The sequence below is a fragment of the Thalassotalea hakodatensis genome, assembly GCF_030295995.1.
Classification (GTDB): Bacteria; Pseudomonadota; Gammaproteobacteria; order Enterobacterales; family Alteromonadaceae; genus Thalassotalea_C; species Thalassotalea_C hakodatensis.
The window spans coordinates 1,927,951-1,943,213 of record NZ_AP027365.1 but is presented as its reverse complement, the minus strand read 5'-3'; the positions used below and the strand labels follow the sequence as shown (position 1 = coordinate 1,943,213).

At 38.4% G+C, this 15,263-nt stretch carries 13 protein-coding genes; 9 read left to right on the top strand and 4 right to left on the bottom strand.

Translation table 11 applies throughout. The features are described 5' to 3' along the window. Positions 1-127: 127 nt before the first annotated feature. The gene (locus QUE72_RS08510) at positions 128-883 is read left to right on the top strand and encodes an ElyC/SanA/YdcF family protein (RefSeq protein WP_286272754.1); all 756 of its coding nucleotides are present in this window, start codon (positions 128-130) and stop codon (positions 881-883) included. 56 nt (positions 884-939) lie between these two features. On the opposite strand, the gene QUE72_RS08505 is transcribed toward QUE72_RS08510, so the two are convergent. After that, positions 940-1,698: a Nif3-like dinuclear metal center hexameric protein gene (locus tag QUE72_RS08505; RefSeq protein WP_286272753.1), complete on the bottom strand. Its 759-nt coding sequence runs from the start codon at positions 1,696-1,698 to the stop codon at positions 940-942. Positions 1,699-1,706: 8 nt separating this feature from the next. After that, the gene (locus QUE72_RS08500; RefSeq protein ID WP_074498079.1) at positions 1,707-2,471 is read right to left on the bottom strand and encodes a class I SAM-dependent methyltransferase; all 765 of its coding nucleotides are present in this window, start codon (positions 2,469-2,471) and stop codon (positions 1,707-1,709) included. 103 nt (positions 2,472-2,574) lie between these two features. Here QUE72_RS08500 and gloB point away from each other — a divergent pair, with 103 nt between their 5' ends. Continuing rightward, a complete protein-coding gene (gene gloB, locus QUE72_RS08495; RefSeq protein WP_286272751.1) occupies positions 2,575-3,384 on the top strand; it encodes a hydroxyacylglutathione hydrolase in 810 nt (269 codons plus the stop codon). Positions 3,385-3,454: 70 nt separating this feature from the next. Next, on the top strand, positions 3,455-5,086 hold the full coding sequence (locus tag QUE72_RS08490) for a LysM peptidoglycan-binding domain-containing protein (RefSeq protein ID WP_286272750.1): 1,632 nt from the start codon (positions 3,455-3,457) through the stop codon (positions 5,084-5,086). 40 nt (positions 5,087-5,126) lie between these two features. Here QUE72_RS08490 and QUE72_RS08485 read toward each other — a convergent pair whose 3' ends face one another. Continuing rightward, positions 5,127-5,774, bottom strand: coding sequence for an HAD family hydrolase (locus QUE72_RS08485; protein ID WP_286272749.1), 648 nt, complete (start codon positions 5,772-5,774; stop codon positions 5,127-5,129). Next, positions 5,771-6,733 carry a 23S rRNA pseudouridine(955/2504/2580) synthase RluC gene (gene rluC / locus QUE72_RS08480; protein ID WP_074496931.1) on the bottom strand — a complete coding sequence of 321 codons (963 nt, stop codon included), beginning with the start codon at positions 6,731-6,733 and terminating at the stop codon, positions 5,771-5,773. The genes QUE72_RS08485 and rluC overlap by 4 nt, the downstream gene beginning before the upstream one ends. 576 nt (positions 6,734-7,309) lie before the next feature. On the opposite strand from rluC, the gene rne reads away from it, so the two are divergent. From rne to fnr, 6 genes are all read left to right on the top strand, one after another. Continuing rightward, the gene (rne, locus tag QUE72_RS08475; RefSeq protein ID WP_286272748.1) at positions 7,310-10,267 is read left to right on the top strand and encodes a ribonuclease E; all 2,958 of its coding nucleotides are present in this window, start codon (positions 7,310-7,312) and stop codon (positions 10,265-10,267) included. Between the two features lie 185 nt (positions 10,268-10,452). After that, positions 10,453-10,947, top strand: a complete 495-nt coding sequence (locus QUE72_RS08470; RefSeq protein WP_286272747.1) for a FixH family protein — start codon at positions 10,453-10,455, stop codon at positions 10,945-10,947. Between the two features lie 3 nt (positions 10,948-10,950). Continuing rightward, positions 10,951-13,338 (top strand): heavy metal translocating P-type ATPase, encoded by a 2,388-nt coding sequence (locus QUE72_RS08465; RefSeq protein WP_286272745.1) that lies wholly within the window; start codon positions 10,951-10,953, stop codon positions 13,336-13,338. A gap of 10 nt (positions 13,339-13,348) precedes the next feature. Then, positions 13,349-13,552 carry a cbb3-type cytochrome oxidase assembly protein CcoS gene (ccoS, locus tag QUE72_RS08460; protein ID WP_074496942.1) on the top strand — a complete coding sequence of 68 codons (204 nt, stop codon included), beginning with the start codon at positions 13,349-13,351 and terminating at the stop codon, positions 13,550-13,552. Beyond that, positions 13,542-14,210 (top strand): sulfite exporter TauE/SafE family protein, encoded by a 669-nt coding sequence (locus QUE72_RS08455; RefSeq protein ID WP_286272742.1) that lies wholly within the window; start codon positions 13,542-13,544, stop codon positions 14,208-14,210. Before ccoS ends, QUE72_RS08455 begins: the two co-directional genes overlap by 11 nt. 34 nt (positions 14,211-14,244) lie before the next feature. Then, positions 14,245-14,964, top strand: coding sequence for a fumarate/nitrate reduction transcriptional regulator Fnr (gene fnr, locus QUE72_RS08450; RefSeq protein WP_286272741.1), 720 nt, complete (start codon positions 14,245-14,247; stop codon positions 14,962-14,964). Positions 14,965-15,263: the final 299 nt, after the last annotated feature.

Sequence of the window (15,263 nt, the reverse complement as noted above, 5' to 3'; positions counted from 1 at the left end):
TAAACTAAAATTACAACACCTTGAGCGAAAAAAATAACGAAGTGAATTAGCGTACAAATTCACCCGGTTAATTGTTATGATCCCTCTGCTTAACTATCAAAAAATGTTGCATACAGGCGATTTAATTATGGATCTGTTTTTATTAAAGAAAATAATCGGCTTTTTACTGATGCCCATGAGTATTGTCGTTTTATTAATGCTATTAGCACTATTGCTTTTTAACCGTGCTCGCCGTTGGAGCTTTCGTTGTTTATTTTTGTCATCGATGCTGCTTATTTTCTTATCAACACCTTGGGTAAGCGATCGATTAATGGCTCCTATTGAAGCGAATTATGAATCCTTCACGAAACAAACCAGCAATGTCGATTTTATTGTTATTTTAGGCTGCGGTCATACAACAGATCTATCGCTACCAGCAACCTCTCAATTAAAAGCTTGTTCGCTGCAACGTATGGTTGAAGGTCTAAGAATTTACCAGTTACACCCTGAGGCACAATTTATCACCTCAGGGGCAGCGCTTAGTGATCCTACGCCCAATGCGGTTATGGTTAAAAATGCATTAATAAGTTTGGGTGTGCCTAACAAAAAGATATTTGTGCAAAATTTTCCTAAAGACACTAAAGAAGAGTCTGAAATAATTGCACCAAGAGTAAAAGGCAAAAATGTCGTATTAGTCACAAACGCTGATCATATGCCCCGCAGCGTAGCGTACTTTAAACAACAAGGAGTAGCTGTTATACCTGCACCTGCGAGTCCTTGGGTGAAAGGATTAGATCAAGAAAAAAAATGGGCATATTTTCTTCCACAAGCAGAAAGCTTGAAACAGAGTACCAATGCATGGTACGAAACGTTGGGTAGAATTGTTCAATTTATTACAGGGTAAAGAGGAATTTAGGGCGCATAAACGCCCTGTTATGTTTTCTTTATATAAAATAAACGTTATGCAGGGTTATCAATATCAATAAATGTAGCATCAAGCGAAAGGTCTGTAGCTATTTTTTCTGCTAACGCTTTCGCACCATAACGTTCTGTTGCATGATGGCCCGCGGCAAAATAATGAATATTCATTTCTCTGGCCACATGGGTGGTTTGTTCTGATATTTCACCGCTAATGAATGCATCAATACCAAGCTCTGCCGCTAATTCGATAAAGTTTTGTCCACCACCGCTACACCATGCAACTGTATAAATTGGTTTATCGATATTTGGGGCTATATGTAAGCATTTTCGTTCAAGCTTTTCACTGATTAGTCTCGCAAAATCTTCTCCGTTGGTTGGTGCATTGAGCCGTCCTTGTAATGAAACACTTTGTGGGTTTCCAGTTTCCAAAGGGCCAGTGATATCAATACCAAAAAGTTTTGCCAATTGTGCGTTATTACCGAGCTCTGGGTGTATATCAAGCGGCAAATGATAACCAAATAAATTGATATCATTTAATAATAATGCTTTTATCCGCTTATGCTTCATGCCTTTGATCACATAAGACTCGTTTTTCCAAAAATAGCCATGATGAACAATAAGAGCGTCGGCTTTTTCTTCGATTGCCCGTTCGATTAACGCTTGTGTTGCCGTAACGCCTGTGACCACTTTGTTAACCGTATTCGTGCCAGCAATTTGCAGCCCATTAGGACAATAATCTTTAATTATCTCTGGCTTTAATAAAGTATTTAGATATTGTTCAAATTCATTTAACTTCATATAAATTCTCAATTATTAATATTCTTTTTGGTATGTCTAACTTTTGAGCCTACCGAAGATACGTTGATCGGTGCCAATTTAGGTTTTAATTTCCACTTAGGCTTGATGGGTGTTAATGGCAACACCCGTTTTTTTGCCACAATCACATAGATAGAACCTAAGCCAGGCACAAAGCGTTGAGTAAACTGTCGCCACTGCCGAGCCATTAAATGTTGGCTGACATTATTTGCTAACATTGAGTGTAAACAACGTTCATCAGCAAGTATTTCGTAGCCCATCAAGTCAAGCCAATCTTTCACTCTCAATGGTGTGAAAAATCGCTCATTCCATGGAGGCTGCTGTCTACGATATGGTACAAAACTGTTTAACCCTGCAAGACTAAAAGCGTTATAGCCAGTGATCACTAGATAGCCATTTGGAATAAGCACGCGATTAGCTTCACGGATCACATGATGTGGATCTAAGGTAAATTCTAATACATGACTTAGTAAGCACACATCAACGCTATGTTCTAATAAAGGTAGGTCTTCTATTTCTGCATTTATATCAGCATGCGGTTTGTGCTCTGAAATGGTGACTTGATGTTGAATAGTAGAAGCCGAGGTATTGATATGGTGACTTAATGCACCAATTTTCAGCAGATGATAACCAAAAAATTTTGGCCACCAAGGAGCTAAAATAGTGTCAATTGACTCAACAATCAACTTGCCATTGGGAAGCTTTTCCCAAGATGAAGGAGAATGTGGTTGTCTAAACGACAAAGCTGGTTTCATAACACGCCAAAATCAATCAAAAAAGTTAAAACACATCGCTATATTTTATTAAGTATCATTAATCGATACAATTAACACAGAATGTTACCACCTAAGGTGAATTATGTCACAACTTCAACAACCAGTATCCATACAAGTTAACGCAATTAAAGCATTTACAGATAATTATATATGGGCACTCTTTGTACCAGGATTTTCAAAAGTCGTTTTAGTTGACCCTGGCGATGCAAGTGTGTGCATTGATTTCATTGAAAAGAATAATTTGCAACTGGACGCAATACTTATCACTCACCATCATCCTGATCATGTTGGTGGCGTTTCAGAACTTAATCAATATTGTATCAATAAAGAATGGTCTATCGATATTTTTGGTCCAAAACATAAAGATATTCCTTGTGTAACTACCTTTGTAGAAGATGCAGATATTATCGAAATACCTTCACTTTCATTAACGTTAACTGTGATGACTTTGCCAGGCCATACACTTGAGCATGTTGCTTATTACGATAATAAAAAACTTTTTTGTGGTGATACGTTGTTTTCTGCTGGTTGTGGACGATTATTTGAAGGGTCACCCGCGCAAATGTTAGATTCTCTGCACAAATTAATCACGCTGCCAGAAAACACTGCAGTATATTGCACACACGAATATACCCTTGCGAATGTTAATTTTGCACTCACCATTGAACCAAGTAATCTTGCACTGGTTAATTATTATAATAAGGTTGTTCAATTAAGAAAAAAGAATCAAATTACACTTCCTTCGACGATCAAACAAGAACTCGCAGTAAATCCTTTTTTACGGTGCAATGAGCCAGAAGTACAACAAAGCGCTGTTGAACATAGTCAAATACAAAATAAAGATGAACTGTCAGTATTTACCGCGATCAGAGCTTGGAAAGATAACTTCTAAACAAAATCTATATTGAATAACAGTTTGAAATAAGTGACACTTACAGCAACTACGTAACCAAAAGGCTTTCATGAAGTATTTAAGTTTTCCTCTTTCCGCACTCGTGATTTTAACCGGTTGTCAAACGATCAGTGATAACAACACGAAACAAGCGCCGAAAAATCAAATACCTGAGCATATAGCTCAGCAGATAGCATCTCCAGTAGATGTTAGTCATGCACTATTAGCAGATGAAACAGCAGATGTTATTCATCCAGTTGAAGATGTAGACATTCCTTTAGAAGATAACATCATTTTAGATGATGGTATCTGGCAAAGAATTCGTAACCAACTTGTCTTTCAAGTCCCCGAAAATAGACGCGTTACTGTGCAAAGAAACTGGTACGCAAAACATCAGGCCTATTTAGATCGAGTAGCAAAGCGCGCAGAGCCATTTATGCACTTTATTGTGCAAGAGATTGAAGCAGCCGGTATCCCCATGGATATCGCATTATTACCCATTGTAGAAAGTGCATTCGATCCGTTTGCCTATTCTCACGGAAGAGCTTCTGGCATGTGGCAATTTGTCCCAGGTACGGGAACACGTTTTGGCATGAAACAAAACTGGTGGTACGACGGTAGACGTGATGTCGTTGCATCAACAAAAGGCGCAATTAAATATTTAAAATATTTACATAAATTCTTCGATGGTAATTGGATGCATGCTTTAGCAGCATATAATTCTGGTGAAGGCCGAGTTCAGCGTGCGATTAGAAACAACAAAAAACGCAATAAACCAACCGACTTTTGGTCGCTCGATTTACCCAGAGAGACACGGGCTTATGTGCCAAAACTATTAGCGTTAGCTGATCTGGTTAAAAGACCTAAAGAGTTTAAACTATCCCTTTATAAAATTGCCGATAAACCGGTTATATCAGTAGTGGATATCGGTTCACAACTTGACTTAGCAAAAGCCGCAGAATTAGCTAATTTAACATTAAAAGAGCTTCAACATTTAAACCCAGGGTTTAACCGTTGGGCAACAGATCCTAAAGGCCCACATTATTTAGTATTACCTGATAACAAGGTATCTGCTTTTAAATCAGGGTTAAATAAATTATCCAAAAAAGAGCGATTAGCTTGGCAGCGCTATAAAATAAAGCGAGGTGACAGTCTTGGTATCATTGCAAACCGTTTTAACACGGATATTGGCGTGATCAAGCAAGTTAATAACATTCGAGGCACACAAATCCGTGAAGGTAAACACCTTTTAATCCCAGTAGCCGCAAAATCTCTAGATAAATATATTTTATCAAGTGAACAACGACTCGCAAAAAAACAAAACTATCCCCGAGGTTCAGAGAAGTTAACACATATTGTTAAATCAGGAGACACCTTCTGGGACTTAAGCCGAGCGTATGGTGTAAATTACCGTAAGCTTGCAGCATGGAATGGTATGGCACCACGAGACGCTCTCAGAATAGGGCAAAAATTAGTTGTTTGGCGTAAATCAAAAGTAACTACAGCTGCCACACCTTCAAGTGACGCTATTGTGAGGAATATCACGTATCGGGTAAGAAAAGGCGACTCCTTTGCACGAATCGCCAACAAGTTTAATGTAACCATTAAAGAAATTGAACGTTGGAATAACTTAAGCCGTAAAAAGTATTTGCAACCAGGTCAAAAGTTAAAGCTTGCTATCGATATCACCAAAGCTATTTAAAAGAAAAAAGCACCTTCGGGTGCTTTTTTACGTTTGTGACTTACCTCAACAACGATTGTAGCTCGACTAAAGAACCCACGATCGCTTTTGGCTGAAACATACTTAACTGCTCTTGGTTATGCACCCCATGGGTAATACCAATACTATCAACCCCTGCACGTTTCGCCATTTCCATGTCAAGCATGGAATCCCCTATCATGACGGCACTCTCTGGCGGCACATTACATTCAACTAATAATTGTTCTAACATTTGAGGATGTGGTTTCGAGTGACATTCGCAACCACACCTTACGTGGTTAAAAAAGCGAGTCAAATTAGTTTCACGCATCACTCGCTGTAAGCCGGTCTTGGCTTTTCCCGTTGCAACAGCTAACATTTTACCTTGTTGAGTTAACGCGGTGAGTAATTGCTCAGCATTTGAATATAAAGGCGTAGGCGTTGGATCTAATTCAATGTAATGTTTTTTATAACCCGTTTTAAGTTGCTCAATCGTTGCACCATTCGCCGTTGGAAATAATGTCACTATAGCCTCTTCTAAGCTCAAGCCAATAATGCCTTTTATCGCGCTTTCATTGGGTATTATCAGTTCGTTAACTTGAGCAAGTGCACGGATTGATGAAACTATCCGCGCGATAGAATCCATTAACGTGCCGTCCCAATCAAATATAATTAATTGGTAATCTTTCATGACGTTTTGGCGACAGTTAACTTTGATAGTAATGCATCAAGCGATGGTGCTAGTGGCGCTTCTACTTTAATACGTTTTTCCGTTAACGGATGCGTAAATTCAATACTTGCAGCATGTAAAAATAAACGATCTAATCCATGCGCTCTCATTTGAGCATCAAACTCAGGGTGCCCATATTTAGCATCACACGCAATCGGGTGTCCTTTAGTTTGACAATGCACACGAATTTGATGTGTTCTACCGGTCACCGGAAATGCACGAACCAGTGTTGCATCTTTATAATGCTGAATCACTTTAAAACGTGTTTCAGATTCTTTACCGTTAATGTTATCAACCACAACAATGCGTTCACCGGATTTTAAGTCGTTTTTCTTTAAACCTTCTGTAACACGAGTTATTTTTGCTGACCAACGCCCTTTCACTAATGCATGGTAAAACTTCTGAACTTTTTTATTACGAAGCTGTTCATGAAGATTTCTAAGTGCCGAACGTTTTTTAGCCACCACAAGACAACCAGATGTATCACGATCTAAACGATGAACAAGCTCAAGCATGCGAGCATCTGGACGTAACGCTCTTAATGCTTCGATTAATCCAAAGTTTACGCCACTGCCACCGTGAACGGCCATACCTGATGGCTTATTAATCACGATTAACCGATCATCTTCAAATAAAATTTGTTTTTCGAGGTTAGCCACAACATTAAGTTGCGTTGAAACAGGCGCTGACTTTTCTGAAACGCGAATAGGCGCTATACGCAGTATATCCTCGTCTTTCAATTTATAATCAGGCTTAGTACGTTTCTTGTTTACACGAATTTCACCTTTTCGTAAAAGGCGATAGATCATGCTTTTAGGAACCCCTTTAAGGGTTTTCAATAAAAAATTGTCGATTCTTTGTCCTGCATCTTCACCATCAACAGTAATAAATCGAACTTGAGGTTTTGTTGTATCGTTCATGGCGCGCAGTTTATCACAAAATATATGAAAATCGCGTAAATAAACTGACGATTTAATTGCCTTTTTCTAATAAAAAGTGGGATAATAGAAAAGTTGCGCTATATTTTAACATGCAACATGCAAAAAACTTGCTTTTAGCGAATCGTAAGAGGCATTGAAAAGCTACCTTAATAATCAAAAAAATGAATTATTAATTGAACAGCTCTTTGTAACGATTGACTTGAAAATACTGTCAACATGCAAATATAAATGTCCAGAGCAAATTGCAATCATTAAACAATTGTTATTATCGCTATATTCTCGAATATACATGACACCTGAAGAAATAAAGGTTAACTAGCGATATAACTGAGCACAGCACACATGCTGAGCGCATAAAGACAAATTTTTCAGTGATGCTTTATTATTATGCATCTCTGAGCAACAATCAGGATTAAATTAACAGCTTACTATGTAAAAAATGGCATAGTAAGATTGACACCCGAGAGGCTGACAAGCAGCTGTTACAAAAGCGATAGATTGCTTTGTGTACTAAGCAAATGGTGTGCTGTGACTAATTTATGAGTCACAGAAACTATGAAAAGAATGTTAATCAACGCTACACAATCGGAAGAATTGCGTGTAGCGCTAGTTGATGGTCAACAACTATATGATTTGGATATCGAAAGTCCAGGTCATGAGCAAAAAAAAGCCAATATCTATAAAGCAAAAATCACGCGTATTGAACCTTCATTAGAAGCTGCATTTGTTGATTACGGTGCTGAGCGTCACGGCTTTTTACCGATGAAAGAAATTGCTCGCGAATACTTCCCTAGCGGTTATACCTTTCAAGGACGTCCTAATATAAAAGACGTACTTACCGAAGGCCAAGAGGTCATCGTACAAATTGATAAAGAAGAGCGAGGTCAAAAAGGCGCAGCCTTAACTACGTTTATTTCTTTAGCCGGTAGTTATTTAGTATTAATGCCAAATAACCCGAGAGCAGGCGGCATTTCTCGCCGTATCGAAGGTGACGAACGTTCAGATTTAAAAGCTTCGTTAAGTAAATTAAACCTACCTAAAGGTATGGGATTAATTGTTCGTACCGCTGGTGTTGGCAAAGACTATGAAGAACTTGAATGGGACTTGAGTGTACTTTTACACCATTGGAGTGCTATTGAAACAGCTGCAGAGTCACGCCCTGCTCCCTTTCTAATTCATCAAGAATCAAATGTTATTTTACGCGCTATTCGTGATTATTTACGTCGCGACATCGGTGAAATACTAATTGACCGCCCTAAGATATTTGAAAGTGTACGTAGTCACATTGAAGTTGTACGACCTGACTTTATGAGTAAAGTTAAGTTATACACCAATGATGTACCGTTATTTACGCATTACCAAATAGAAACCCAAATCGAATCTGCATTTCAACGTGAAGTAAGGTTACCATCTGGTGGTTCAATCGTTATTGATCCAACCGAAGCCATGACTTCTATCGACATTAACTCTGCTCGTGCTACCAAAGGTGGAGATATTGAAGAAACTGCATTCAATACTAACTTAGAAGCTGCAGATGAAATAGCACGTCAGCTACGTTTACGTGATTTAGGTGGTTTAGTCGTTATCGACTTTATCGATATGACCCCTGTACGCCATCAACGTGAAGTTGAAAACCGTATGCGCGATGCTGTCAAAGCTGATAGAGCGCGTATTCAACTTGGTAGAATCTCGCGTTTTGGTCTTCTTGAAATGTCAAGACAACGTTTACGTCCATCAATTGGTGAAACCAGTCAAGGCGTATGTCCTCGTTGTAATGGTACTGGCCATGTGCGTGGCGTAGAATCGCTAGCCTTATCAGTATTACGTTTGATGGAAGAAGAAGCCATAAAAGATAATACTCAACAGGTACAAGCACAAGTTCCTGTGCCCGTTGCTACGTACTTATTGAATGAAAAGCGTCGTTCGGTAATGCACATTGAAAAGCATCATAGCGTACATGTGTTAATTATCCCTAATCCGAACTTAGTAACGCCGCAATACGAAGTTATTCGCGTTAGAAAAGATGAATCTATTGCGGAAGCAAGTTATCAAACACCGGTGATTGAAGCGAAACCAGAATTAGCGGTTATGCCGAAATTTGATAAAAAAGCTGCGCAAAAAGATGAGCCATTATTGCAAGGTATATCTGCACCTAAACAAGCTCCTGTTAGCCAAACTAAAGCGGCACCAGAAGTTAAAAACCAACCAAGTTTATTTGCCGCAATTGGCAAATGGTTATCTTCATTGTTTTCTACCGAAGAAACAAAAAAAGAAGAGCCTAAAAAACCACAGCATAAAAATGGTAAACGTGATTACGAGCGTCGAGGCGGTCAGAGAAATAGAAACCAACGCAATAAGCGCAACCATGAGCGACGCCCAGATAAACGTAATGAAAAACCAAATGTTGAACAAAGCGACAAAGTAAATAAGCAACATAAAAAACCTCAACAGCCGAAGCACACTAAGCCCAAAGAGGAAAAAATTGCTGAGAAAAGACAACGTCGAAACGTTCGTAAAAAAGTACGTATTGCTGATCAAAACAATACGGCTAACGAAGATAAACAACCGATTAAAAAGCAACCGGCTAAAAAAGTTGAAGACGTTCAAAATAATACGGTTAACACTAAAAATGCTGACGTTAAAGACTCAAAAGCATTAGCAGCAGTCGTTGAAACAACATCAGAAGACGCCAGCAATAAAAAAGGTAAGGAAGAACGCACTAGAAATAGACGTTCACCGAGACACTTGCGCTCGCATGGACAACGCAGACGTCAAAATACTAATGAAGAGCAACAAAATACTAAAGCAACATTAGACCCAGTAGAAGCACGTTATCCTGAAGCTATCGCTCAAGAAGCTCAATCTGTTGAAGTTCAACAAGATTTACCTTTAGAACACGCTTCAGCAAAAGAAAACACTGTCAGCCAAGAAACAGTAAAAGCTGAAACTGTTGTTGATGAACAAAATAATGTAGAAGAAACAGCTAGCACGAACGCTTCTGTTGAAACGGTAAAGTCAGCACCAGAAGCAACCACTGAATCTGAAACTCTTGATAATAAACCTGAAAAAGTGGAACAACCTACCTCATCACACGCTAAAGTGAACAGTGAACCTGTAACTCTAGACCACGATGTAAAAACGTTAGCAACGGATAATAGCGATAAAACACTTCAAAACACTGATACTGTTGACGTTGAAAAAACAACAGTAAAACCTGAAGTATCAGAAGCTGATTCAAGCCAAACAAAGGTAACGGATAACCAAAAACCAACAGCAAGTAAGCCTAAAGCAACCGCTAAAGCTAAAAAAGCTAATGGTTCTACTAAAGCTAAACCACGAATTAAAGGTCATGCTTTTGCTGCTATGTTTAAACCATCAACTATCCATGAAACTGGTGAATTACCAACTGCATCGGCAACTATTGAAGAACGCGTAAAAGTTAACAGCTCAGGTAAAACAGCTCTACGCAAGCATGCTACTAGTACAAGTCAATCAGGCCCGGTTAAACCTTAGGTTTCCCGAGTCAATTTATGCATAAAAGGTCAGCTCATAGCTGACCTTTTTCATAATAAATTCCATATTAAAACTTCTTTTGCGCATTGAGTTTGATCTAAAGTAATAAATCCGGTGAATTCAATAGAGTCATTGTCGTAAAGTCAGTATAATAGTTGCCATTATTTAGTAACCAATATTACTTCATGAAAACACCTTGGTACAAAGAGCCTTGGGCTTGGCTCGTATTTTTTCTTCCGTTCTCTGCTGTTGTTGCAGGTATTACCACAGTTATTATTGCCAATACTGATCCTGACCCTTTAGTGGTAGGCGATTATTATAAAAAAGGTAAGGCTATTAACTTAGAAATATCTAAAATAAAGCTCGCACAAAAACTGGGAATGAAGTTTGATTTAAAACTTGATAACCAAGTACTCGTCATTAAACCAACGGGGATAGATACAGAATTTCCGTTACTTAACGTTAATTTTTACCACCCAACGTTGAAAGACAAAGACTTTTATTTCGCCTTAACACCTGATGCTTCAGGTCATTTCAGACAATATATTGAACAAGAAGTTAAAGGAAAATGGCGAGTTACTATTGCGCCTTTTGAAGAACATTGGAAGATCCAAAACGTTATTACCTTACCCCAATCTGATTTTATCGAGATAACACCTAAGGCTATTGAAGCTCATTAAGCTATGCACACTTCTTGTTTTCACTGCGGTGAACCTATTCCAAAAGGTTTATCGCTGGTTGTTACGATAGATAATAAGCCACAGCCAATGTGTTGTGTTGGTTGTGAAGCTGTCGCACAAACTATTGTTGATAATAATTTAACAGATTATTACCGTTTTAGAACAGAGTCAGCCCCCAAGGGCGAAGCACTTATTCCAGAACAACTTAAAAAGCGCACTTTGCTTGATGAAGAAAGCTTACAAAGCGAATTTATATATCAAGACGGCCAGTGCAAAGAAGCTATTTTAACCGTTGAGGGAATAAACTGCGCAGCCTGCGCTTGGTTGATTGAGATGCAGATTAATCAATTACCCGGCGTGGTAAATATCAATGTTAATGCGACAACTCAACGCGCTACCATTCGTTGGCATCATAGCGATATTAAGCTTAGTGAAATTTTAATCGCTATTGAAAAGATTGGCTATCAAGCCCTACCTTTTAAAGCGAGTGATGCTGAACAAGCCAATCAAATTCAAAGTAAAGCGTTTATTAAACGATTAGGTATTTCTGGTATCTTAATGATGCAAGTAATGATGATTGCTGTCGGCTTATATTTTGGGGCCTTTAGCGATATGGCAGAGCATTTTGTGGTTTATCTTAGATATGCCAGCTTAGTGCTTACTGTGCCCATTGTTACTTATGGTGCCTTTATCTTTTATATCGGCGCTTACAATGCCTTAAAAGCAAAGCGTCTTTCCATGGATGTACCCGTTTCCATTGCCATTATATTGGCTTTTATTGCCAGCGCATGGGCGACCATTTACCAAACGGGTGAAGTCTATTTTGAGTCAGTCTCAATGTTTACCTTTTTATTGCTCATTGGTAAATTTTTAGAGTTTAGAGCACGTAATAGAGCTGCAGAGGTTTCTGCTAATCTATTAAAGTTAATGCCAATGACCGCAACTAAATCAGTCAATAATCAAGAACAATATGTTGTTGCTCGCAAACTATTGCCGAAAGATATTGTGATTGTAAAACCTGGTGAGGTGATCCCTGCTGATGGCGTTATCACTCAAGGTAATAGTCCAATCAATGAGGCAATGCTTTCTGGTGAACAACTCCCCGTTGACAAAAGCGTGGGCGATACTGTTTTTGCTGGCACTATTAACGGCGATGGCAACTTACTCGTTGAAGTAAAACAAGCAGGAAGTTCATCCTTTTTAAGTCAGTTAATTAGGGTCAGTGAAGCATCCCAAGCTCATAAACCCAAAATTGCACAACTATCAGATAAAATTGCACAATATTTTGTCGCGGTGATATTACTCACCGCAATTGGCACTGCTATATATTGGCAACAACATATGCCGTCCGAAGCGTTTTGGATTACCTTATCGGTATTAGTAGCCACTTGTCCTTGTGCATTATCACTAGCTACCCCAACTGCATTAACATGCGGGACAACTCGATTAAATCGTTCAGGTATTATGATTAAGTCTTCACATGTCATGGAAACGATACCCGAGATCAACACTATTGCTTTTGATAAAACCGGCACGTTAACAACCGGCGACTTTAATATTGCAAATATACAAATATTAGACAACAGCTATAGTAAAGAGATGGTTCTTGCTTACGCTGCAAACTTAGAATCGCATTCCGAGCACCCTATTGCAAAAGCTTTTACTCGCTTTCGAGACTTTAGCATAACCAGCGAACAAATAAGCATAGATGCTGGCAGTGGTATTTCAGGAGTTATTGACGGTAAAGATGTTAAAATTGGTAAACCCAGTTGGATTTTCTCCGCAGATGTTCCACATGCTTTATCAACTTTTAGCTGTATAGTTTCGATAAATAACCAACCCATTGCAGCCATTGCATTAATCGATAATATCAGGGACGAAGCAGAAAGTGTTATTCACACACTTAAAGCTCAACACATTAACACTATCATGCTTTCTGGTGATAACGCTTCTGGCTGTGAAAAAGTACAACAAAGACTTCAATTAGATTATGTACATAGCCAATTAACAGCGACTGAGAAAATGCACACGTTAAAAGCAATGCAGCATAAAAATACTATTGCTATGGTAGGTGATGGTATTAATGACACCCCTGTATTTGGTGCTGCACATGTATCAATCGCCATGGGTAGCGGCACTGAAATTGCGAAAAGTGGTGCTGATGTTATTTTGCTAAACAATCGTTTAACGTCAATTAATTTACTACGAAAAGTCGCGTTAAAAACCAAGCATATTATTTGGCAAAACTATGGATGGGCTTTCGGGTATAACGCGATTGTATTACCATTAGCAGTATGTGGGTATATTACACCATACATGGCGGTGATCGGTATGTCATTAAGTTCAATACTGGTCATCACTAATTCGTTACGATTATTAAAAGTGAAATAAACCAAAGCTTATGAGTGTTATTTACGTACTTATCCCTATCGCTATTTTATTAACAGCACTAGGTATTTACCTATTCTTTTGGGCAGTAAAGTCTGATCAGTTCGACGACCTAGAAAAACAAGGATTAAGTATTCTTTTTGAAGATGACAAAAATAACACCGTAGAAAACAGTAAAAGTAAAGATAAACAAGAAACATCTCAAAATGACTCTTGATTATTTTTCAGCGTTTCTCATTGGCATACTTGGTGCTGGACACTGTATTGGCATGTGCGGTGGTATATCGTCTATGTTAACCGCTGCTGTTAAACAGCACAGTAGGAAATCTTTTTATTTTGTTGCCGCTTACAACATAGGAAGAATTTTCACCTATTCATTTCTCGGGTTAATTGCAGGCTTTACCGGCTCACTTGGTATTAAAGCCTTAGGGTTACCTGTGATATCCCTAAAATTTATCGCTGGTTTTTTCCTTATTTTATTAGGTCTATACATAGGGCAATGGTTATTTTGGCTTAATCGCGTTGAGAAATTAGGCCGTACTCTTTGGCAGAAACTTCAACCTATTTCTAAACATTTACTGCCAATTGATTCTACACCCAAAGCTTTAGGATTAGGCATGCTCTGGGGCTGGCTTCCCTGTGGTTTAATTTATTCGACATTAACCTGGTCAATTGCTGCAGGCAATGCAATAGACGGTATGGCCATTATGTTTTTCTTCGGCGTCGGTACCCTTCCAGCATTGTTAACCGTTTCGTTAGGCTTTCAAACAATCACCGTTTTGTTTAAAAAATTGTGGATTCGTCGTTTAATTGCGTTAGGTTTAATTTGTTATGGCATATTTACACTTAACGTTGCATACCAACTCTTGTTTTAATACTATGCAGTCAATTGTCTAATGTAGGAACGTTATGAATAATCAACATTGCCCCGGTCAACAGCACATACATTGTCAAAGCTGTAGTTTGAGTGAACTTTGCCTACCCTTTTCGTTAAACGAACAAGAGTTGCAAACATTAGATAATATCATCAATCGTAAACGCCCTATTCATAAAGGCGAACAATTATTTCATGATGGCGATAAAATGACGTCGTTGTATGCTGTCCGTTCAGGTACATTTAAAACATTTACCATTAATGAAAATGGTGAAGCACAAATTACCGGGTTTCATTTAGCCGGTGACTTACTTGGATTTGAAGCTATCGCGTTATCTGAGCACTCAAGTTTTGCTACGGCATTAGAAACCTCAATGGTCTGTGAAATTCCTTACAAAACCTTAGACTCTTTGTCTAATTCGATGCCAAAATTGAAAAAACAAATATTACGCATGATGAGTTCTGAAATAAAAACAGATCAGGCAATGTTAACGTTATTAAACCGAAAAAATGCTGAACAACGTTTAGCCACTTTTCTTTCAAGTTTAAGTAAGCGATATCAAGAACGTAACTTATCACCCACAGAGTTTAGACTAACAATGACGAGAAGCGATATCGGTAATTATATTGGCTTAACCGTTGAAACTATCAGCCGATTGCTCAATCGTTTTCATAAAAATAATCTTATTGTCGTTAACGGCAAGTTGATCACTATCGTTGATATTGACAAGTTAAATGCGTGTGCTGCACTATAAATATGTACACGTTACTGTTTACTTTATCTTTGATTTAAAACAACAAATTATAATGCGCTTCACTCTATACTGGGTCTGTCGAATTTTCGAGATTAACTAACCCTTTTTGTTCAAGGCGCTAGCAATGTTGTGTGGTTATTCCATGTAAATGGCGAACAATGATAAAGAGATAGCGTTTGGTTTAGCCTAAAGGCAGCGTTTTTTGATATGTATACTGCGTTATTGCTTTTTCATGAGGAATAACCACACATTAATCGCAATGCCTTATCTAAATACCCGTAAACGGCTGCAAAAATAAA

Bases quoted from the DNA above. Each gene is read 5' to 3' on its own strand.
- QUE72_RS08510 (WP_286272754.1), top strand. From the start codon at position 128: ATGGATCTGTTTTTATTAAAGAAAATAATCGGCTTTTTACTGATGCCC.
- QUE72_RS08505 (WP_286272753.1), bottom strand. From the start codon at position 1,698: ATGAAGTTAAATGAATTTGAACAATATCTAAATACTTTATTAAAGCCA.
- QUE72_RS08500 (WP_074498079.1), bottom strand. From the start codon at position 2,471: ATGAAACCAGCTTTGTCGTTTAGACAACCACATTCTCCTTCATCTTGG.
- gloB (WP_286272751.1), top strand. From the start codon at position 2,575: ATGTCACAACTTCAACAACCAGTATCCATACAAGTTAACGCAATTAAA.
- QUE72_RS08490 (WP_286272750.1), top strand. From the start codon at position 3,455: ATGAAGTATTTAAGTTTTCCTCTTTCCGCACTCGTGATTTTAACCGGT.
- QUE72_RS08485 (WP_286272749.1), bottom strand. From the start codon at position 5,774: ATGAAAGATTACCAATTAATTATATTTGATTGGGACGGCACGTTAATG.
- rluC (WP_074496931.1), bottom strand. From the start codon at position 6,733: ATGAACGATACAACAAAACCTCAAGTTCGATTTATTACTGTTGATGGT.
- rne (WP_286272748.1), top strand. From the start codon at position 7,310: ATGAAAAGAATGTTAATCAACGCTACACAATCGGAAGAATTGCGTGTA.
- QUE72_RS08470 (WP_286272747.1), top strand. From the start codon at position 10,453: ATGAAAACACCTTGGTACAAAGAGCCTTGGGCTTGGCTCGTATTTTTT.
- QUE72_RS08465 (WP_286272745.1), top strand. From the start codon at position 10,951: ATGCACACTTCTTGTTTTCACTGCGGTGAACCTATTCCAAAAGGTTTA.
- ccoS (WP_074496942.1), top strand. From the start codon at position 13,349: ATGAGTGTTATTTACGTACTTATCCCTATCGCTATTTTATTAACAGCA.
- QUE72_RS08455 (WP_286272742.1), top strand. From the start codon at position 13,542: ATGACTCTTGATTATTTTTCAGCGTTTCTCATTGGCATACTTGGTGCT.
- fnr (WP_286272741.1), top strand. From the start codon at position 14,245: ATGAATAATCAACATTGCCCCGGTCAACAGCACATACATTGTCAAAGC.